Below are 19,041 nucleotides of genomic sequence, written 5' to 3' on the forward strand. Positions count from 1 at the left end.
ATATATCAACGTCATGGTCACCTTCGTAAAATTCGATGTCGAAACGTACAATCGTACGAAGGGACTTTCTGATTCTCCGATCTATACGTTTATCGAAGAAGAAGTTCCCGACGTCGAGATGGTCACCGACGACAAGGGCACACCCACGCTCGGCGGCAGAATTGGCTATGCCTTGGCCTATTTTCTGATGGCGGGCTTTATCGGCTATTTCTTCCTGTTCATCTGAGCAATATCATTCGCGTAGCTTGGGATCATGGAAAAAACCGTGATCCCGGCTGCGGCTCACTTCGCCCTGCACCTCGGCCGCACCCTGGACGCGCTGCCCACGCATGGTCTGCGCAGCGGCGCGTGTGCCTTCGAGTTCTGCCTTGCCCGCGTCGATGATCTCCGCCGCTTCTGAGGGTTGCCCCTTTCCCGGCCCCGCAGGCAGGCCGCCCAGGCCCCGCGGCCGATACGCCGCCCGCACATCGGCCGCACTGTCGACCGAGGGGCGGTGTACATCGACCAGATCGGGAGCCTGCAACCGCCCTTCAATCTCGCCCCGGATCGAGGCCTGCTTGTCCGCCATCCAACGCGTGATCATCTCCTGCCGGACCGCCCGCTGCTGAGCCGTCAGATCGGTCGCCCACAACTCGGGCGCGTCAAGCCCAGGGTTCGCGACCTGCTGCTGGCGGTACCATTGAGCGAGATCCTGGCTCAGATTCTCGCTCAATTGCATGCCGTGCGTCTCGGCATAGCTCGCATCCCGCGAGAGCTGCTGCGACAGCTCATCAAGCCGGCGTGCGGTTTCCGAATAGGATTTGGCGAGTGCCAGCGAATCCTCGGTGCTCATCGAAGAAGAGTCCGTCGTCGTCGCCCGAGCGAAGACGCCGCTGCGCACATAGGTGCCCTCCGACATCGAAGCACCCATTCCATTCGCATGCTCGTCCCGGACACCACTCGACGATGTATTCCCGTTCTCGCTGCTCCGGGAATCATCGGTGGTCCAGTTCATGGAATCTGTTTGAGTGCCTGCCTTTGTGACATTGCCGCTAATGCCCGGTAGCCCTCTACCGCCTCCTCCGCCTTTGCCGCGCCCGCCGGCGCCGGCGCCGACGGTCCCGCTGACCTGATCGGAAATCTGGGCTTGCCGGTCGTGTCGTCCCGACACTCGCTCACTCTGGGAAATCGTCGAGCGTTCCTCGATACCCTGTGAGCTGCTCCCCGTGCGCCGATCGAACTGCTCGACCGAGCTATTTGCCTGGCTGCCGCTGCTCGAATCCCACCCTCGGCTGTGTTCGGTCGAGGTGCCGAACGCGCTGCGGTTGGCATGAGTCGCGGTCAGGACCTCGTTGGCCGCATTTTCATAAGCGCGCGCCTGACGATGGGCCTCGCTGGCCATCTCGCGCCATTCAGCCACCGATCCAGATGTCATGGTCGGCGTGAAAGCAAGCCGCGAAATCGCCGCGGATGTATCATAGACCTCTTGCCCATTGCCGAAGCCCGTCACCATCGCACCATTGTCCTGACGCCAACCGAAGCTCGCCCCACCGCCCATGTATGTTGGAGCGGTGGTCCACTGATCAGCCTGGCGCATGTTCGACGTCGCATTCGCCCAGCTGACATTCCCATAGGAATAGTTTCCGGTCGTCTGCTCGAGCGCGGCCGCCTCGGCCGCATTCTGGGCAGGCGCCAGCATGGACATGGAATGCCCGGCGATCGACATCGCGCCGCGCGCGAGGCCCGCGGCAAGGAACGGCACGCTCATGAGCATGAAACCGGCGATCGTCGCGGTCTCGCCGTTGACGGCACCTATCCCGGCATAGCTCGCGAGCGACACGCCGCCGCCGGCAACGCCCGTCGCCGCCGACGTCGCCCGCGTCATGCAGATCATATGAAGAATGACGTAAAGCGGGCCCCAGGCGGCAAGATAGAAGAAGCCAGTCGCATAGCCCTTGAGCGTCGAAATCCCGGTCTGCGGCATCAGGAACAATGGGAACACGATCGGAAACATCGCGAAGAAGACCACCGTCAGCACGATATTGAGGATCGGCACCCACGCCATCGCCTGCTGGGCAATCGAATTATAGGTGTTGCGGGCCTGAATATCGGCGCGGGTCTGCGCGAATGTGTCGATTGACGCCGCGCCGGTCCCGCCCGACATCGCATTGCGGGCCTGCATGAAAGCGTTGATTGCCGTGTTCTGGCGCATCACCTCCGCATAGCCTCCTCCCGAGCCCGTGAATGCCGCGCTGACGATGGGCACGTCATGCTTGAGCTTGTCCACCGCCAGAGCGTTGCTCAGCTTGGGATAGACCTCTTTCCCCCAGAGAGGCGTGTTCGCCTCGATCATCGGCCCCCACTGCGCGTCCAGCGCCTGATAGGCTTGCCTGCAGGTGATGATGAAACTGTTGACCGTCCCGTCGCCCTGGCGCTCGAGCCACTGCTGTGACCGCGCCTCCGACCCCGGCCCAACGGCGGCCCAGAGATCGGTTGCCGTCGCCAGATTGGTGAGCGATTTCTGATAGAGCATGACGTCGCCGAACAGGCAGTTCTTGAAGTGGTTTTCGAGATTGGTCGAGAACTCCGCATCACGGATGATGAAGTTGCGCGTCGCATCGAACAGGCGCGCGCCATAGACCATGCCGTTGGTGCTATAGTTGAGTTCGCTCGGCATGGCGAAAACCGTCTCGGCCGTCCGCGTCAGCCAGTCACCGATCTGTGTTGTGAAGCTGGCGAGGACTCCCAGCCCCAGCGGGACATTGTCGACTGTCGCCGGCGCGAGGCTCGGGTTGATGCGATCGGTGACCTTGATGTCGATCGTCGGGACCATCAGGCACAGGTAAATTGCCGTCGCCTGGAGGAACCAGTTCATCCAGGCCTTCCAGTTCAGCGTGAAAGCGACCACAAGCAATGAATAGATGAGGCCCATGACCATGACGACGCGGATGAGCGAGCGATAGCCCCCTCCCCCCGACCAGGCTGCGACCGCGTTGAAGATGTTTACGAGATACTCGCCGCCCCCAACCGTAAAGACCTCAAGCATTGGCCTGCCCCTGCGTCTAGTTCAGCCGCCTAGTTCAATCCCTGGGCATTGAGCCCGCGCGAAAAATTCAGCGCAGCGGCCATCCCCGGTGACATCGAATTCTGGAGCGTCGATTCCAGCATGACGCTGCGATTGATAATCTGCATCGTCACCTGCAGCTTGTTGTTCAGCCTGACATCGCGCTGACTGAACTTCGCACGTGTTGCTGCAATCTGCTGCTTCCACTGCGCCGCCGTCTCCTGGTCGAAGGTCTGGTAATGGACTTTCGCCTGCTCGACCCGGTCGAGCATATTGTCGAGCATAGCCGATAGAAGGTCGACGGCGACGATCTCGGAGAGTGTCTCGATCTCGCCCTGCGTCAGCGCGTAATGCGCATAGGCCTGCACACTAAGAATCTTGTAGATCGGCACGGTTGCGAGATTGAGGAGCTGCTTCTCGGCGGCATCGAGCGGCGTGTCCGAGCGGATCTTGTCGCTCATCGACCGGATCATCGTCGCGATCCGCGGCCGCAGCGCGGAAGACGCGGGCACCGAGAGCGTCTGCTCGCCGACGTCGTAGCAGTTCTCGTCGTTGCAACGCAGGATCTTGACCGGCGGCGCATCGGCTGTGCCGTCGAGAAGCGCGGTGACCACCGCTTCCTCCGCCGGCCCGAACATCACGACCTTCCCGCCGACGCTGGGATCAGTCGACGGTGTCGTCACCACCGTGCCGACAAGCGTCATGACATATTCCGAGAAGGTCTTGTCGAAGGCGCCGAACTTGGCGGATTTTCTGAGGGCTTCCCAGGTATAATTGTGTGGTTCGCCAACCAGCTGGTCCTTCATCGACGCATCGGTATTGCCCGCGATCGTCGCGTCCCGCCGATTGCCGTTGTTGCAGCCCTGGCGCGCGGCCGCCCAGTCGGAGAAGACGCCCTGGCTGTTGCCCACCGCCTCACAGATCGTCGCGCGGGTCGTTTCCATCTGCGGCCAGATGCCGCCAACCAGCGCCTGCGCCGTCTCGCAGCTCGAGATGTTCATCTGGTTCAGGAGCTGCGCCTTCTGGCTGAACTCGTCCATGACCTTGCCAATCTCGGGCGACACAGAATCGATCGCGAGTTTGAAGGCGAAGCCAAGCGCGTTGTTGGCGGTCGCCTTGAGCATCGCAATGATCTCGCTCGCATTGATGAACGAGAAACTCCCGCTGAAGAGATCAATCCCTCCGCAACCGGCGCGTGCGCTGGGAAGCTGAAGATTGAAGGGCTGGACGCTTTTCTGCGGAAAACGCGTCCAGACATTGCCGAGCGAATAGTAGCCAGCCGACTGCCCCTGGAACGCCGATGGCCCGGTAACATTGGCTGCTCCCCCGGCGTCAGAGAAGAAGTTGTTCATCTCGGATGCGACATCGGCTTGCGCCGTGCCGATAAAGGCGAGATTGGCCGCGGCGAGCATGCCAATCCATCCCGCCGTAGAGCGAAGTGCGCGGCGCATAAGGCCGCTGCGGCGATCCCGTCCCATCAGAAGTCGCTCCCCACCTTGGTGTTCGTCAGCGCGAAAATGCGGTCCATGATCTCATCGGCGCTCAGAATGCCGTAGCCCACCGGAATGGTCCGCCGCGTCATCGTGTCGAAGAGCACCAGCGCCGGCGTCTCATTGCCCGGAATCCCCATTCGCGCCCGCTGGCCAGCGTCCACGACATAGTTCGGGAAATCGCGGCTCGGTCCGCCATCCATCGAAACCGCCATCACGGCCATGCGATGGCTGTCCGCCACCGAGCGCAGGATTGGTGAGAAAAGGTCGCAGGCGCCGCAGCTCTGCGCGTAGAAATAGAAAAGGCCGTAGCGCTGACTGAGGTTCGCCATCACCGCATCGCGGTCCGCACGCCGATTGTCGAGCCAGGCGCGCTTGCCCACCGTCGAGACCGGGCGTTGCAGCGTGTAGTCGAGATCCGGGTTCTGCCACAGGGCGCGCTGCCAGGTGTCGGAAAAGGTCGATGCGCGATCGAGCTGTTCACGCTGGAACCGGACATAAGCGACCACATTCTCGTCGGTCGGCTCCAGGATCGCACGCGCCTTCAGTTCATCGAGCTGGCGCGTGATCGCAGCCATCCGCTCGACCGAACTCTGCGGCGGAACCGCAGCCGCCTTTTCCTGCTCGGCTGGCTTGGGCTTGCTGCAATAGAACCACTGCCCCAGCCGGCGTTCGGCGCAGTAGAAGGCGTCGTGAGCCTCATGCCGCTCAACGCCATCCGAAGAGGGACCGTGCGATTGCGCCAGAGCGGGCGTCGCCATGCTGGCGAGCGAAAGCGCCAGGAGCGGCGCAACCAATATTCTAACCATCAATGGACGTCCTTTCGGGAACAGCCTCCGAAACGCAGGGATGGAGCGCGGAAGGGAATGGGAATGATGGGTCCGGTAGGAGGTCGCTCGCGAAGAGGAATGCGAACGGTGGTCGGGCGGTGACAGCAGCCGGTGCAGACCGGCGGAGTGTGCAGCCGTGTCATGTGCCGTGAAGGTCATAATAATCCTCAATCTTCTGCTGGATCTGGGTCATGGTCTCGACTTCATCGGGAAGCCGCGCGGCATCCACGAACTCGGCATAGACCTCGGTGAAATCCATCACCGAGAGATCGAGGCGCGCGAACTCTTCGATCGTGAATCCGTGACATTGCTCGCGCTTCGGGGCGCCCCAGGGTTTTCCGAGCTGGACCCTTCCCTGCTCCTGGAGGATGCGGCTGAGCTTGCTCTCGAAGCAGCAATAGGCCGTGCGCCGGGTCTTGCAGATGCCAAGAAAGCTCGAGGAGCAATAAGTCCCGACCTTGTGACAAAAGCCCATGCGGTCCTTGATATCGAGCCTCATCTCGCTCTGGGAGCACGCGAAGAGCGTCAGGAACGGGGTTGCCAGCGCCGCGATCGCGGTCGGACCACCGGCCAGTGCCGCCGCCCCGGCGCCGACGGTCAACAGGCCGGACACCTTGCCGGCGCAGCAGTTGATGAGGCCGAACACCGGTTTGTGGCAGGTCTCGCGCGTGCCCTGAAAAACGGTGAAGTTATTCTCGTCGAATTCCTTGCCCGCCCGATCGATCGCATGCAGCGCGACCAGCGCGTCCTTGAACTCCGTCGACGCCTCGCGGACAATCGGTTCGCAGTCGCCATTGATGCAGTAGACATCGTCGCCACAGATATATTGCGGCGCATCACTGACCGCACTGCCGGGCGTCAGACAACGATAAACCCGCTCCTCCACCGCACACGCGCCATTTGGCTCTTCATCGAGACATTCGGTTCGGACATAGGTGCAGGCGCCATTGGCCTCGAGCGTACCGCAGTCGTTGTGTCCAGTGGTTATCCGGTTGCACTCGTAAGTCCGCGCCCAGGCCCAGCATGGCTGGGTGACCGGTACACCATTCACGATCCGGGTAACGGGATCGCTCGATGTGCAGACTTCGCTTTGCTGCTCGCACATCGAATCTGCCGCCAGCGATGCGCATTGGCCTTCATTGCGCGTGACGGTGGTCACGGTGGGCTCGTCGACCTGGGACAGCCAATATCTTCCGGTCGCGAGCACATAACCCGGATGATAGGCGCCTGGTGTAATCCCCTGGGCTTCGGCCGTGCATTTGACCTCGACGGCGGTGTGGCCCAGGCTCTTGCAGGTATCCGCCGCCGTGTATCCATAGGCGCTCATATTGTCGCAATAGTCGATTGGGCGGCTCTCCCAGCAGACGCCCGACGCGATCTCGTCGTCGAACGCAGCACGGGCCGGATAAGGGCCGCCATCAGCCGGCATGAAGCTTAGTCGGCCCGCGTAATAGGTGTAGATCGACCGGGTCTCAGACCGCACGTCGAGACTGATCGAACAGGTTCGATTGTCGGTCGTGACCTTGCTCCCGGCATTGCAGCTCGTCTCGTAGTAGCCATCGCTGCCCGTCGCGGGCGGCAGCGGCGTGCAGGTGCCGGACGAGCCCGAGTAGCTTTCACCGGCCAGGAAGGTCGAGGGATCATTCTCGACGGCCGTCGCGCGCGCCGTCGTCTCGAGGATTTCGGTATTGCTGAAGGTCGGCCGCGTCCGGTCAGCATCGGTGGTGATCCGGTACTGCTCGTTGGAGGATCTCGTCGCGGCGGCTTCTGCCTCCATCCGCTCAGGATTGTTGAAATAGGCCCCTTGCGGCAGCGAGGTCCCGGCATAGCCGGGCACTGCTTCGGCCCGGGCATTGTCTGTCGGAACGAGCGTCGAATCCTGGCGCTTTTCATTGCCGAGCGATCGTCCTTCCTGGCGCGCTTCCTCGACACTCATCTGGGCGGCCGCCGGCGCGGCGACCGTAAGGGCTGCAAACAATGCAATCAGGGCCGCCCGAACGCTCACGGCAGGGCTTTGTGAAGATTTGCCAGACCCACCGCCGCCACGCGAGCGCCCGGCCCATTCCCGTCCGCGAACGACGTCAGCGCATATTCGACAGTCACATTGCCGATCATCCGATCATAGGGCGGAACTTGTGTCCGACAAGAAAAGCCGGCGCAGAGGTCGAAGTCGGAAGAGACCGCGATATATGTCGGCACGGCCTGGACATCGAAGGCGCGAAACAGCCTCGGATCGATACCAATGTTGGCGAAATCGTCCTGTCGCTCGACGAGCTTGCCGAGTCTTTCCGAAAACTCCTTCATCGAATTGTTCGGGAAACCGCGGAACACCACGACGCCCCCGGCCCTGGCCGTGTCCTGAATGAGCTGCCGCAGCGCCTTGGGCGGCATCGACAGGCTCGCGAACGCAATCAGCTGCGGCGCATCCCCACCTCCGGCGGCAGCGTTCGTCACCGCCCCCTGAACGATCTCATCAAAGTCGATCGCGCCCACTGGCCCCTTGGGTAGATCGGTGGACGCCACGCGCTGCATGTTCTCCATGCCCCCATCGCGCACTGCCGCAGCTTCCTCGCGGAAGGCATCGCCCCGATCCTTTATCTGATCCACGAAGGCCTGGGCATCGGCCTGCAGGTCGGTCGATCGTTGCTTGATCGCCTGCACATCAATCCCATCGACGGTCTGGGCGAGAAGCGCGGTCATGCTGGCGGCAGCGACAAGACCAACGGCGCCCAGGGTGAGAAGTCGCATCGTCCCCTCCTTCACAGCACGCAGCAGTTGCGTTTGCGCCAGACGAGATAGCCCATGTCCTCACCTCCGGCGGGATAGGCGCGGCCAGCATCGGGCGGCATGGTCGAGGCCCCGATCGCAGAGCAGGCGAAGCGCCCGCTCACGGTCGGGATCGGATTGGTCATCTGGAACCGGTATTGCTGCTTGCGCATCACCGGCATCAGATATTTCTTGCAGAGACCGGCCGAGCCCATCGTGCCCCAGGCAAGCGCCTGGCGATGCATCTTGTAGGCAAAGCGCGACAGCGCGAGCCGCGAGGACTGCACATGGCCGATCGAGGCAGGGATATTGCCGTTCAAGGGATACATCCCGCCCTGACAGCCGGCGCACCAGAAGAGCTGGTCAAGCGGCAGGTTCACTGTCCCGGCGATACAATCGCCGGCGCAGGCCGCCTTGGCGAGCGGGTTGGCGAAGATGATAGCCTCGGGATTGATCAGCGCGGCGAGCGAGTCATCCTGCCAGAGCGGATCGACTTCCGTCATATAAGCGATGTCGAAGCTCGCCTGCTCGAAGCAAACGAAGTCGGTCAGTATCTCCATCCAATAGAGCAGGGGATAGACGTACCAGTGAACGTGCCACTTGGCCGTGCTCTGCGAACGCCCCCCGACCATGGAGGGCCCTGCCAGATAGCCCTGGCCGATGTCGAAACCGGGCGCGATGCGGACCCCGCCGAGATTGGGAAAGCACCAGGGTTTCATCGTAACATCCGCAAGCCGCGCCGGCTCCCAGAAACCCACCGATATGCCGATACGTGGCAACGGATCTGCACAGGCGCAGATGGGAGAGGCCGGATTGTTCGTGTCTGGGCGGCCGCTCGGCCAGATCTTCAACCCGCCGACGGAGAGCGGAAAGAGGCAGGACCAGCAGACATCGGTGATCGGATTGACGAATTTGCCGTTGCATGTCGGCCCGGCTGCCTGCGCGCTTGGTGCAAAAGCCAGCGCACAGAGCGCCATGAGCAGCGCGCCGAAGATCGATCGGACGGCGCGCGTCATTCCCTTTCTCCCAAATGCTCGAGATAGGCCGTGTCCGCCCGCTGCTTGGCGCGCAGATAGACAACGGTAAGCGTCAGCGTCACGGCCAGCAGGAGCGCGATCATGCACGGCGCCGCCCTGCCCAGTTGATCCTGCAACGGGTCCAGGAGGATGACCGCGACGGCGAGCGAGACGCAGAGCGAGAGCCAGGCCAGACGCATGATCCTGAGCCTGGTCGACTCCGGAGCGGCCATGGGCGTCCGCAGCATATCCAGCCATAATGGCATCAGCCAGGCCTCCCTGGTTTCAGGACGACCTCCGACACTCGCATTGTCTTGCCGTTCTGACTGACGACCGCAGGTGTGTGCTCGATACCGAACGTCGCGCTGAGCCGACCTTCCTGATCAAAGTAGAAGCGCCGCTGCTTGGCTGTCATCTGCTCGATCGGCGAGCCGTTCACGAAGATGATCTTTGCCTTGAGGTCAGTGTAGCGCGACGTTGCCCAGGAGAGCTGCGCGGCATCGTCGCCATCGACGAAGACCAGATCCTGCTTGATCGCAACGAAATCAAGCGGATTGATCCGGTGCCCAGCCGCCGCAATGAGATTGCCCTTCTGATCGCGGATGTCCCGTTCGACCGCGATGCTCGGATCATAGTCCCAGCTCCGCGCGGTCCGCGCCGGCGTAATACCCTCTACGGGCTTCGGTCTTCGGACACGCTGCTCGACCCGCTTGGCGAATATCCCGTTCATCCGCGCCAGCTCGCCGCTCGCTTCGACGCGGCGCAGCCGTCCCTCGATTACCGAGAGGAGATCGGGCTCGATCACGGGGAAGGTCTGGCCGGCATGACCGTAATCCCTGGCTTCGCTGCGGATTGGCCCGGCTAACGACACCACGGTCACGCCTATGATCGCCGCGCTTGCCGTAAGGATTGCTTTCATAGGACCGGCTCCCCCGTTCCGATGATCTGGGAGGCACAGACAAAGCCAATTTCAGCGTAGCGGCTGTCGAACCCGTCGCGATGCGGCGTGGCGGCAAAATAGCAGTCCGCGGGAACAACCCCTGTCGCGCCAGGGGTCAGCGGCTCGCCCGCCTTCGTGACCGGTTTCATCCGGACAACCGGCACGCCATTGATCGTGACATCGAAGCCGTCATGACCGACGACGTCGCCTGCCGCACCATAGACCCTCTTCCCGAACATCCTTGGCTTAGGTCCGAAATGGCGCTGGAGGAGCGCGCTTTGCGGTGGATCGAAAAAGACGAACTCACCCTTTGCCGGCAACCGCCCCCGATCGATGAGGAACGCCCAGTTCGGCAAGGAATTCGTCGTGTTGATCAAAAAGAGATGGTTGTCGCGCCAATCCCCCAACGCCTTCCAGGCCATGCTTCCTGAAACAAGGACCCCGAACAGCAGCCAGAGCCTCCTATTAGGACGCCAGCGCCGAGCCGCCCCGTCATTGAGCACCGCTGCCATCGGGACCTCCAAAGGTTGAGACGGACGCGGACGGCGGCGCATATTGCGGGCCGGTTGCCGGCGGCACGGACGGCATCATCTGTGCCGACGCCATAGGATCGAGATATTCGGTTGGCGCCGCGGGCTGCGCGGGCATAGCCTGCTGTGGTTGTGCCGCGAGCATGGCTTGCTGCTCGAGTTGCTGCAGTTCGATGGCCGACGCCTGTTTGGGTCGAGCGACGCCCGAGGCATAAACGGCGTGCCTGAGCTTGTCGGTGATGTCCGGGACGTTCTTGGTCAGGACAGCCTCGCCGACGAGGACGATCTGACCGTTCGCGCCGCGCCGCTGCAGTTCAGTGTCGAGCGATGCCATGAACTTGCGCATTTCCGCTTCAACCTGCGCCGGCGGCGATGCCGATCGCGCCTGGGCCTGGACGTATTCGCCGACAATGGTGGAGAGGCGCGCGGATACGATGTGGTCCTGCGTCGGCGTAACCAAGAGCTTGGTGACCCACATGCCCCAGACCAGGGCGGCAAGAACCATGAGGCCCATCAACATTTGCAGGCGTGTGAAGCCCCCGAAAATCGCGCGTTTCGCGCGCCGCGTCGGCTGCGGCACGGGAGCGGGCAGGTCAAGCACGGTCTGTTCAGCCATGGTCGGGGTTTCCTTCGGGCAATATCGCGGGCACTATTTTTTCCCGCCGCAGGACGATCAGGCCGGTTGCCACCACGAGGTGCGCGACAATGAAAATGGTCTTGAATGACGCGATCCGGTCTGGAGAAGCAGCGACGTAGCGGCTCGCGAGGTTGTTGAGCTGGTGCATAAAGCCATCGAGCGAGAAGCCGCCCAGAGCGAGAAAGAAGAGCGCGAAAACCCCCCAGGTCAGCAGCAGCGTCGATCCGGTGAAACCCAGCAGATGCAGAATGAAGTAGAGCATCGCCCGAAAGTCCGGCCGGGAAACGGCCTTGCTCGCGGCGACCTGCGTTCGATGGTTCATGGTCCCCATGGCTCACTCCGCGGCCTCGGCGATGTCACCATCGTCGTGAGAAGCCCATTTTTCCGGATTCTCGGGATAGGCGACCCGCTCGATAGCCTCGTCCATGCTGAGGCCCCGGGCGACCAGTCCCTCGATCGCCGCGTAGACTGCCGGGCTCGAGGAAAAGACGGTGGCCGAAAAAGGATCGAGCACGAGGCGCCCGACCGCCAGTGTCTCCGGTCCCTTGATCAGGATATCGGAATATTCGCGGCCGTTGATCTTGAGGGACCGCAGCAAGGCGTCGGTATAATCGTCCATCTCGAAGCGATCGTGCTTTTTGAAATCGGCGATCGTCTCGGGTTTCTGCTGGAGGATGACGAACCAGTCAGAATTCTCGAGCGCCGCGATGGAACCGGCGGACTTGTAATAGTCGTTCAGCGACTGCGTCGCGGTGACCAGCGAGGCGCCGTATTTGCGGCAGGTGCGTGCATAGGCCTCGATGAAGTCGGCCATCGCGCCGCCGCGCAGCATCTGCCACGCTTCGTCGAGGAGCAGCGCTTTGGGGATCGCGCGATCGACCTTGCGCATCATCTGCTGCGACATGAACATGATCGCGGTCAGGACGACGCTCCGCAGTTCCTCGCGGGAGGACAGATCCGAGAGCTCGAATACCGTCAGCTGCGCGGACAGCTCGAACGAAACCTCCCCCTGGAAGAACCGTCCATATGTACCGCCTGACGAAAAGGGTCGCATGGCGATGCCCAGATCCATGGCGAGGCCGTTGCCGGTCGCGTCCAGCGCCGCGATCACGTCGTCGATCGCCCCGTGCCGGCCCTTCTCGGCCCAGACGCTGTTGACGGCGCCGTCGATGAGGCCTCGCTCGGTATCGTTCAGCCGATCGATGTGACGCGACATCTGATTCACGATGGCTTTGAGCATCGCCATGCAATCGAGCAGATAGTCCTCGTCCTGTTCGGCCAATTCCTCGTCGATCATGCTGAACGGATTGAGACAGAAGCCCGACGACATCGTGAACTCGACGAAAGCGCCGCCCTGGAGCTTTGCCGAATGCTCGAAGGAGCGTCCGTCATCGATCACGACGACTCGTGCACCTGCGCCGCACAGCGACGCGCACAACTCCTGGAGGGTCACAGACTTGCCCGACCCGGACTTGCCGAAGACCGCGACATTGTGGTTGCCCGCCGCATTCTCAAACGGCGACCAGAAGAAAGGCTGGCCCCGCCGTCCGATCAGCATGAGATGCGGCACCTGGCCGCCAAGAAACTCGCCCTGGATGGGCGCGAGGTTCGCGGCCGTGGTCGTCAGAAGCGTGCGCATCCGCTTCATCCGCTCGAGATCCCGCGAGAGGCCATTCGCCATTGTCATCGGCATGGCGCAGAGCAGCCCCATCACCTGCAGGTAGCGATCGTCGAGCAGGTCCCAGCCCGCCGCGCGGTAGACCGATTTCAGGACCCGTTCATTGGCGTCACCCCTGCCCTTGGGCGAAAAGGACGTGACCGAGAAGAAAACGCGTACCAACTTGCGCCCCTGACGCAGTTCGTCGTTCACATAGCGCCATTCCTGGCTTTGCTCGCGCAGCTGCGGCAGGAACCGGGCCGACTTGGAATCGGCGAGGCTCGTCGTCCGCATGAATTTGAAGCTTGCCTTGTTCGACGATGCCAGCGGGTCCGGGAATTCGACGCACAGGTTGGTCGCAACCGGACACGGCATGCGCAGCTTGTCGGTGAACATGTCGCCGATCAGCCGCGCCACGTCCCAGGGCGCCCACCGCACCGGGAGATTGCGGACCGAAAAGGAGCGGACGTCAAAGACGTCGGGCAGGATCTCACCGATTTCCGGTGCATTGTTCACCGTGTGTCCGGTCGGCCGAAATCGCTCGGTTCGCAGCAGCATGCGATCGGGCTCGATGTGGAGCTCGACATCGCGGCGCACGGCCTGGTCCGCTATGGGATCGAGCGGGTTATAATTGACCACGTCCTCGCCCGCCGCGGTGGTCGGCGAGGTGATATCATCGACCCAGCCAATCAGATCGGTCGGATCCATCTTGCGGGCAGACACATTGATCGATGCGAGTGCCGAGATCAGGCCATCCATGACGGCCACGATCTCTTCGACCGTCACGCTCGATGCTTCCGGCGTCGAATAGGAAATCGCCACGCGGTGGTTGCGCAGAGAAAAGGGCGCATCGTTTGACAGCGAACGCCAGACGCCATCGGTCAGGAAATCCACCCGATGCTTGGCCATGCGCTCATAGACGCCGCGGGCCGCATAGCGCGGAAGATACCAGCGCGAGAGGCGCTCCGATACGCGCGGGCTCATCCACTGGTGGAACTGAAGGCAGCCGGGCGCGGGGATCGCTTCAGACAGGAACTGGGTAAGAATCTCGCCCGTGCGCTCGTCCGCACCGATCAGCGGGGCCGCCTCGATGACGAAGCCTCGCGATGCGCTGTTGTAGAAAATGCCCGTCTTGGCATCGAAGCTGCGATAGGGCAGCCAGTCGGCCAGCATGGGAACGCCAAGTTCGGGCCGATCGGAATCAGGCCGCCGGCTGTCGCCGAGAATGCCGGACATCAGGCTCTCGAGAATACCGGCTTTGCCCGCCATCTCACTTGTCCTCCTGAACGGTAGCCGGGAAATTGGCGGCACGGACCGTCGGGGCTGACACCACGGGCGCGGCCGGCACGGCGCCACTCTGGGCAGCCGCGTCGCGCGCGCCTTGCGCGACGGAGCCTGCGATCCCTTGATAGGCAGGGTCTCCCTTCACCCGCCCGACCGCCTGGGCGCCCGCCGCCGCGATACCCGTCTGAGGCTTTTCAGAACCCGGCACGGTCGCGCCACTCCCATTCGCCGGCGCACCCGCGGGGGTCGGATGCGCCGGCGAGACGGCCGCAGACGGTGGATGCGCTGCACCATCCACCGTCACGGCGGCAGGTGCGCTAGCTGCCTTGGGAGCGAGGCGGGTCGCGACATCTGCCTTTATCGCTTCGACAGGATCGGGTTTTCGTGCACGGGCAGCAGCAACCACCGCCGGGTCCGGGACATCCGGATCGATGGCAGCGGCTGTGCCTCCAGGCGGGTCCACGCGATCAACCGCATCGGCGAGCGTCTCGGGGCTGCCGAGCCCATAATTCAGGCGCGTGCCGGGCGCCACCGCTTGCCCAAGCGCCTGTTGCCACTCACCGCTCGCAACGACGGCGCGGATAGCGCTGGACTCATGCAGCCGGCCCCGTTCATCAATATAGGGCTGGAACACGATCCTGAGCACCTTTTCGCGCGTCCGGGCGGGGTCAGCTGCGGCGATCCTGGCCGCTTGCGGCGCGGCGGCACGATTGACCCGACCCGTCGAACCACGCGGGATGTTTCCTGCGGGAAGTGCATCGCCATCGCCCGCTTCGGCGGAAATCAGGGCAAGCGCGCGATCATCGATGGTCGAACTCGGGGCGCAGATGCCATCGGGCGCGGCACAGGAAAAATCACCCCGGATGTTCCCGCCGAATGTCGCGCAGCCACCGAGCGCCACAGCACTGGACAGCATGAGGGTGCAAGCCAACGACAGGCGCCGGCGTCGAAACGCGGTCTTGGTCATGACTGCGCCTCCTTGAGCCACTTCTCAAGGAAAGCGCGCGGCCGATACCCTTCGAGCACCGCCCCGTCGCCGCGCACGATCACCGGCGTGCCACTGAGCCCGTGCTGCTGCGCGAAGGCTTCGTTCGCATCGAGACCCGACGTGTTGCAGGCAGGCCCCGCCTTGATCGGCTCGCCGGCATAGGCGGCATGAAGCGCGGCTTCGCGGTTCCTCGCGCAATAGACCCGGTCGGCGACATCCCGGCTGCCCAGCACCGAGATCGGCCGTTCAACGACCCGCACGTTCATGTCCTTGAGAACGCCCGTCAGGGCACGGCAATAGCCGCACCGGAAGTCGGAAAAGACCGTGACGGTCTGACCCGACGGATTGCCCCAGACGATCGCGCCTTCCCGCGGCAAGCCAGAAAGCGAAAGCTTGCGCGCTTGCGCGGAGGCGACAGGACGCTCAACCCGCGCCGGCGCGGCCGCCAGTTGCTGCGCGCCTTCCTCCTCACCGCCACGCGCCAGCGCATTCGCGCGCGCGGCGGACCCGACCAACATGTCGGGATTCATCTCGAGCAGCCGCGCCGCCGTGATATCCTGCCTGGTCTGCATGTCATAGACCCGGCCGATCACGAGGTAGCGGGCACCGGAATCGACATAGAATAGGTTCTCGCCCGCGGTGATTTCACACAGTCCGCCGACTTTCCCGCAATCAATCGCGGTTACTGGTGTCTTGGGGAGTCGCGTCTGCAACAGGACCCTGACACGATCCTCGGCATCGCTCGCATCGGCAGCCAGCGCGATCCCGGCCAGGCTTAAACCCGCGACGGTCCCGACCAGGAGGCGCGACCGCCAGGTCAGCGAGCGAAGACGGTCAGTTACGGACATACACACCCTCCAAGAAGACAATTTCGACGTCGATGCCGGTCGGCATTTCGATCACGGGCTGATATTGTTCGGCGCGCTCGATCAGATATTTCGAGACCATGTCGCCCGTCTGGGCCATGCCCTCGCCAAAACCGCCTTCGAGGATCTCGCCGGTCGAAAGCTTCTCGCGCTGGCCGTTGGTGGTGATGTTGGTTCCCTGGAACACGCTGTTCGCGTTCGCTGAGAAGCCGCGGCCAAAGCCGCCGGCAAGGCCCGCGATGAACGCCTGGGTGACGAGCGAGCCTTCACGGGAGACGACCCGGCCCCGCACTCCGGTCTTCCCGCCGAAGGCAAGGAAGCCCTTCACTTCGGATACCGCATAACGGCCGCCCGGCTGCGGACACGTCATCTTTTGCAGTTTCACATAGACCTTCTCGCTCGAGAGGTCGCCGCGCGCCGCGCCATTGACGAGGCACCCCTCGATCCTGGTCGTGAGCAACCTTCCGTTCTGGTAAACCGAACGGGCCGGGCCAGTGACGCGCAGGACGACAGGAAGCGGGTCCGTCTGGCTGTTGACGCCGGCACTGGCATCGACGCCGACGATGACCTTGGCCCGCGCGAAGCTGTTGGGCGGCAGATAGTTGACGCTGTCGGTATACGTGGTGTTGCCTTTGGCGACCCGCGTGGCATTACCCGTCTCACCGCTCGAGAAGCTGACCAGCTTCACTTCGCTCGACCCGCCCACGAGTCCGCGCCCCGGCCCACCCGCCGCACCGTCCGGCCGCTGATATGCTTGCGGGCCGTTCGGGCCGTAGAGCGCCGCCGGCCCAGGCGCCGGAGGAGCCGCGGTCCGGCGCTCGTTGATCTGCCGCCGCAACTGCTCATTCTCCGCCTGATACGCAGAGAGGACGCGTTGCCCATCAGCCTGCATCGCCTGGTTCTGGCCCTTCAGCGCCTCGACCTGCGCGGTCAGCATTTCGAGCCGGCGATTTTGCCCGTCGATCGATTTGAGCTGGTTCTCTGTCGACTGGAAGCGGTTTTCGGAAAGCGCCATCCACTCCTGTTGGGAGAGGTTACGGTTCACCAGATCCTTGGTCGAGACGGTGACCTCGCTGACGCCATCCTCGCCGGACTTCTCGCTATCCCCGTCACCGCTGAAAATCCAGAAGGAGGACAGGATGAGGCCAGCGCCGGCCACGCCGGCCAGCAGCAATCGCTGCTTCCTGCGAACCTCCTCGTTCCCGGCGAGGTCGCCGGAAAGCGGGGAGACGCCGTCGTCCGTGCCGCCATCAAGGGGCGGGCGCTTGCGATTCAGGAAGTCGGAAAGAGCCATGTCCTCACCTTTGTGTCTGGGTGTTCTGGGAGACGAGGTAGGCTGTCGTGACCTTGCCCGGAGCGAGCCGGCCCTCGGCGATCGACACGGCCAGCGCGCTGGCGGGAGCGACCATGGCTTCGGTCAGCTCGATTTCGGACGCGCCTTTGTTCTCGATGCGTAAAACCTTGCCGGTGAGATCCGAGCCGCGGTATTCGGCGATCATCTGCACCTTGAGCGTGCCGACATAGACCGGTCGCAGGGCGCGCTGGCGCATCTCATAGCCGTCAGCGACCGCATTCGAGTACATCGCCTGCACAAGCTCGACGGCAGCATCACGCGGCCCGAGCCTTTCCGCCGGACCATTTTCCGCGGTCCGTTCGTTCGCGATCGCCGGATTGGAGACAAAGACCTGCGCAGCCTGGTCGCCCCCGATCCGGCACACGAACTTGTAGACGTAACCGCGCTTGCTCGTGGCGAAGAACGAAAGGGCGCTCCGGACAAACCCATCAGGAACGGACAGGTAGATATCGCCGCGAACGGGCTCATTGACGACCGAGAAGTCATCCATCGGGTTACCGGTCGAGATCTTCGAGACCGACGCGAATTCATCTTCGACAAGGCTGATGCGTGTAAGATCCTTGGCCGATGCCTGGCAGTCGACCTGGGCACTATCCGACGCCATGATCGTCTGGTCCGCCCTCGCTGGATCTGCGACGAGAAGTACGGCGATGGCCACCAGCCCTGCCCCCATGCACCGGCTCAAATGGCAGTGGACGCGCGAGAGGAAGGCGGTGCCGGCGGCGGCACTGCCGATGACATAGACCGACATCATTTTTCCTTCCCCTGCTCGGCCACCACCATGCCGAAGCCGATCAGCTTCAGGGACAGCCCGGAATATTCCCAGTCGTACCGGAAGGTCCGACGTTCGTTCGAAATGACCTTGTTGCCGACGATGGTGTGCAGACTGCCCTTCACCTCCGAGCGGAGATTCTTCGTGTCGAGCTCCATCTTCTCGATGGTGTAGAACTGGGAGATCGAAGATCCCCGCTGTTCGTTAACGATCTTCAGCAAGTCGGCCTTGATCTTGCCCTGGGCGGACGGCGCCGTGATGGCGAGCACCGAATTCATCCAGTATTCGAGGTTCTGCGGGCTGCGATTGAGGGTGAGCACCACGGTATCCCGAGTGATCATCTCCAGATATTCGCGCGAGACGCCCGCCGAACTCACCGTGACGGGAGACCGCAGGATGGGCTGCAGCACAACTTCCCGGTCCCGCGATACGGTGACGATGAACAGCAATAGGGTCAGCGCGCCGAGCCCGACGGCGACGATCGCCAGGATGTTCCGCTGGCGCAGAACCTGTTGGCTGCGCGAATGACTATACGAAAGTTCCATATCACCCCGCCATCAGTCGAAGGTATGAGGGTGGTGTGGCTCTCAGGCCGGTGAAGCCGGCCGGGAGATACCAATAGGCCAGATGGAGAAGCCACGACGTAGCCCGGCCTGCCTTGGCTTTTCTGAGACCCCACCAGCCTGCACCCGAAAGCACCATGCCAATGAGGATATGCTGAGACAGGATCCCCCAGACGAAGGGGATGACCATCGCCAGGAACTCATCCAGGGTCCACAGCCCGATCAGCTCGGGATCATCCAGATGAGTCGGGATAACGTACTTGTCCGCCGCCATTGCACCACCCTCTCCTTGGATCGGCCGAAGC

General features: G+C 62.9%; 19 protein-coding genes. 1 reads left to right on the forward strand and 18 read right to left on the reverse strand.

All coding sequences use genetic code 11. From position 1 onward, the window contains the following. The first annotated feature begins 13 nt into the window (after nt 1-13). A complete protein-coding gene (locus tag WFP78_RS08130; RefSeq protein WP_336960503.1) occupies nt 14-226 on the forward strand; it encodes a hypothetical protein in 213 nt (70 codons plus the stop codon). A 6-nt stretch (nt 227-232) separates the two neighbouring features. Here WFP78_RS08130 and WFP78_RS08135 read toward each other — a convergent pair whose 3' ends face one another. The 18 genes from WFP78_RS08135 to traL all read right to left on the reverse strand — a co-directional run bounded on the left by WFP78_RS08135 (nt 233) and on the right by traL (nt 19,010). Then, nucleotides 233-3,025 (reverse strand): conjugal transfer protein TraG N-terminal domain-containing protein, encoded by a 2,793-nt coding sequence (locus WFP78_RS08135; RefSeq protein WP_336960505.1) that lies wholly within the window; start codon nt 3,023-3,025, stop codon nt 233-235. A 29-nt stretch (nt 3,026-3,054) separates the two neighbouring features. After that, nucleotides 3,055-4,455 (reverse strand): conjugal transfer protein TraH, encoded by a 1,401-nt coding sequence (locus WFP78_RS08140; RefSeq protein ID WP_257551748.1) that lies wholly within the window; start codon nt 4,453-4,455, stop codon nt 3,055-3,057. Between the two features lie 65 nt (nt 4,456-4,520). Next, entirely contained in the window at nt 4,521-5,342 is an 822-nt protein-coding gene (locus WFP78_RS08145) for a conjugal transfer protein TraF (protein WP_336960509.1), read from the reverse strand. 160 nt (nt 5,343-5,502) lie between these two features. After that, nucleotides 5,503-7,368 (reverse strand): conjugal transfer protein TraN, encoded by a 1,866-nt coding sequence (locus WFP78_RS08150; RefSeq protein WP_336960511.1) that lies wholly within the window; start codon nt 7,366-7,368, stop codon nt 5,503-5,505. Then, complete coding sequence (gene trbC / locus WFP78_RS08155) at nt 7,365-8,111, reverse strand: type-F conjugative transfer system pilin assembly protein TrbC (RefSeq protein WP_336960725.1); 747 nt, start codon at nt 8,109-8,111, stop codon at nt 7,365-7,367. The genes WFP78_RS08150 and trbC overlap by 4 nt, the downstream gene beginning before the upstream one ends. A gap of 11 nt (nt 8,112-8,122) precedes the next feature. Beyond that, nucleotides 8,123-9,145 (reverse strand): conjugal transfer pilus assembly protein TraU, encoded by a 1,023-nt coding sequence (traU, locus tag WFP78_RS08160; RefSeq protein ID WP_015460511.1) that lies wholly within the window; start codon nt 9,143-9,145, stop codon nt 8,123-8,125. Further along, nucleotides 9,142-9,345 (reverse strand): hypothetical protein, encoded by a 204-nt coding sequence (locus WFP78_RS08165; RefSeq protein WP_336960513.1) that lies wholly within the window; start codon nt 9,343-9,345, stop codon nt 9,142-9,144. The genes traU and WFP78_RS08165 overlap by 4 nt, the downstream gene beginning before the upstream one ends. Nucleotides 9,346-9,410: 65 nt before the next feature. Further along, nucleotides 9,411-10,064: a type-F conjugative transfer system protein TraW gene (gene traW / locus WFP78_RS08170; RefSeq protein ID WP_336960515.1), complete on the reverse strand. Its 654-nt coding sequence runs from the start codon at nt 10,062-10,064 to the stop codon at nt 9,411-9,413. Further along, entirely contained in the window at nt 10,061-10,597 is a 537-nt protein-coding gene (locus WFP78_RS08175; protein WP_336960517.1) for a S26 family signal peptidase, read from the reverse strand. The genes traW and WFP78_RS08175 overlap by 4 nt, the downstream gene beginning before the upstream one ends. Beyond that, a complete protein-coding gene (locus tag WFP78_RS08180; protein ID WP_336960519.1) occupies nt 10,578-11,231 on the reverse strand; it encodes a type-F conjugative transfer system protein TrbI in 654 nt (217 codons plus the stop codon). The genes WFP78_RS08175 and WFP78_RS08180 overlap by 20 nt, the downstream gene beginning before the upstream one ends. Beyond that, entirely contained in the window at nt 11,224-11,583 is a 360-nt protein-coding gene (locus WFP78_RS08185) for a hypothetical protein (protein ID WP_015460516.1), read from the reverse strand. Before WFP78_RS08185 ends, WFP78_RS08180 begins: the two co-directional genes overlap by 8 nt. 3 nt (nt 11,584-11,586) lie before the next feature. Beyond that, nucleotides 11,587-14,178, reverse strand: coding sequence for a type IV secretion system protein TraC (gene traC, locus WFP78_RS08190; protein ID WP_336960521.1), 2,592 nt, complete (start codon nt 14,176-14,178; stop codon nt 11,587-11,589). Between the two features lies 1 nt (nt 14,179). Then, nucleotides 14,180-15,160, reverse strand: a complete 981-nt coding sequence (locus WFP78_RS08195) for a TraV family lipoprotein (RefSeq protein ID WP_336960523.1) — start codon at nt 15,158-15,160, stop codon at nt 14,180-14,182. Next, a complete protein-coding gene (locus WFP78_RS08200; protein ID WP_336960525.1) occupies nt 15,157-16,029 on the reverse strand; it encodes a DsbC family protein in 873 nt (290 codons plus the stop codon). Before WFP78_RS08200 ends, WFP78_RS08195 begins: the two co-directional genes overlap by 4 nt. Then, nucleotides 16,016-17,341, reverse strand: coding sequence for a TraB/VirB10 family protein (locus tag WFP78_RS08205; protein ID WP_336960527.1), 1,326 nt, complete (start codon nt 17,339-17,341; stop codon nt 16,016-16,018). Before WFP78_RS08205 ends, WFP78_RS08200 begins: the two co-directional genes overlap by 14 nt. A 4-nt stretch (nt 17,342-17,345) precedes the next feature. Then, entirely contained in the window at nt 17,346-18,155 is an 810-nt protein-coding gene (locus WFP78_RS08210; RefSeq protein ID WP_336960529.1) for a type-F conjugative transfer system secretin TraK, read from the reverse strand. After that, a complete protein-coding gene (locus WFP78_RS08215) occupies nt 18,152-18,718 on the reverse strand; it encodes a type IV conjugative transfer system protein TraE (RefSeq protein ID WP_336960531.1) in 567 nt (188 codons plus the stop codon). Before WFP78_RS08215 ends, WFP78_RS08210 begins: the two co-directional genes overlap by 4 nt. 1 nt (nt 18,719) lies before the next feature. Then, nucleotides 18,720-19,010, reverse strand: coding sequence for a type IV conjugative transfer system protein TraL (gene traL, locus WFP78_RS08220; RefSeq protein WP_336960533.1), 291 nt, complete (start codon nt 19,008-19,010; stop codon nt 18,720-18,722). Between the last annotated feature and the right edge of the window lie 31 nt (nt 19,011-19,041).

Source organism: Sphingobium aquiterrae (assembly GCF_037154135.1).
Classification (GTDB): domain Bacteria; phylum Pseudomonadota; class Alphaproteobacteria; order Sphingomonadales; family Sphingomonadaceae; genus Sphingobium; species Sphingobium aquiterrae.

Excerpts from the sequence above, each read along its gene's own strand:
- WFP78_RS08130 (WP_336960503.1), top strand. The coding sequence starts at position 14 with ATGGTCACCTTCGTAAAATTCGATGTCGAAACGTACAATCGTACGAAG.
- WFP78_RS08135 (WP_336960505.1), bottom strand. The coding sequence starts at position 3,025 with ATGCTTGAGGTCTTTACGGTTGGGGGCGGCGAGTATCTCGTAAACATC.
- WFP78_RS08140 (WP_257551748.1), bottom strand. The coding sequence starts at position 4,455 with ATGCTCGCCGCGGCCAATCTCGCCTTTATCGGCACGGCGCAAGCCGAT.
- WFP78_RS08145 (WP_336960509.1), bottom strand. The coding sequence starts at position 5,342 with ATGGTTAGAATATTGGTTGCGCCGCTCCTGGCGCTTTCGCTCGCCAGC.
- trbC (WP_336960725.1), bottom strand. The coding sequence starts at position 8,111 with ATGCGACTTCTCACCCTGGGCGCCGTTGGTCTTGTCGCTGCCGCCAGC.
- traU (WP_015460511.1), bottom strand. The coding sequence starts at position 9,145 with ATGACGCGCGCCGTCCGATCGATCTTCGGCGCGCTGCTCATGGCGCTC.
- WFP78_RS08165 (WP_336960513.1), bottom strand. The coding sequence starts at position 9,345 with ATGCGTCTGGCCTGGCTCTCGCTCTGCGTCTCGCTCGCCGTCGCGGTC.
- traW (WP_336960515.1), bottom strand. The coding sequence starts at position 10,064 with ATGAAAGCAATCCTTACGGCAAGCGCGGCGATCATAGGCGTGACCGTG.
- WFP78_RS08175 (WP_336960517.1), bottom strand. The coding sequence starts at position 10,597 with ATGGCAGCGGTGCTCAATGACGGGGCGGCTCGGCGCTGGCGTCCTAAT.
- WFP78_RS08180 (WP_336960519.1), bottom strand. The coding sequence starts at position 11,231 with ATGGCTGAACAGACCGTGCTTGACCTGCCCGCTCCCGTGCCGCAGCCG.
- WFP78_RS08185 (WP_015460516.1), bottom strand. The coding sequence starts at position 11,583 with ATGGGGACCATGAACCATCGAACGCAGGTCGCCGCGAGCAAGGCCGTT.
- traC (WP_336960521.1), bottom strand. The coding sequence starts at position 14,178 with ATGGCGGGCAAAGCCGGTATTCTCGAGAGCCTGATGTCCGGCATTCTC.
- WFP78_RS08195 (WP_336960523.1), bottom strand. The coding sequence starts at position 15,160 with ATGACCAAGACCGCGTTTCGACGCCGGCGCCTGTCGTTGGCTTGCACC.
- WFP78_RS08200 (WP_336960525.1), bottom strand. The coding sequence starts at position 16,029 with ATGTCCGTAACTGACCGTCTTCGCTCGCTGACCTGGCGGTCGCGCCTC.
- WFP78_RS08205 (WP_336960527.1), bottom strand. The coding sequence starts at position 17,341 with ATGGCTCTTTCCGACTTCCTGAATCGCAAGCGCCCGCCCCTTGATGGC.
- WFP78_RS08210 (WP_336960529.1), bottom strand. The coding sequence starts at position 18,155 with ATGATGTCGGTCTATGTCATCGGCAGTGCCGCCGCCGGCACCGCCTTC.
- WFP78_RS08215 (WP_336960531.1), bottom strand. The coding sequence starts at position 18,718 with ATGGAACTTTCGTATAGTCATTCGCGCAGCCAACAGGTTCTGCGCCAG.
- traL (WP_336960533.1), bottom strand. The coding sequence starts at position 19,010 with ATGGCGGCGGACAAGTACGTTATCCCGACTCATCTGGATGATCCCGAG.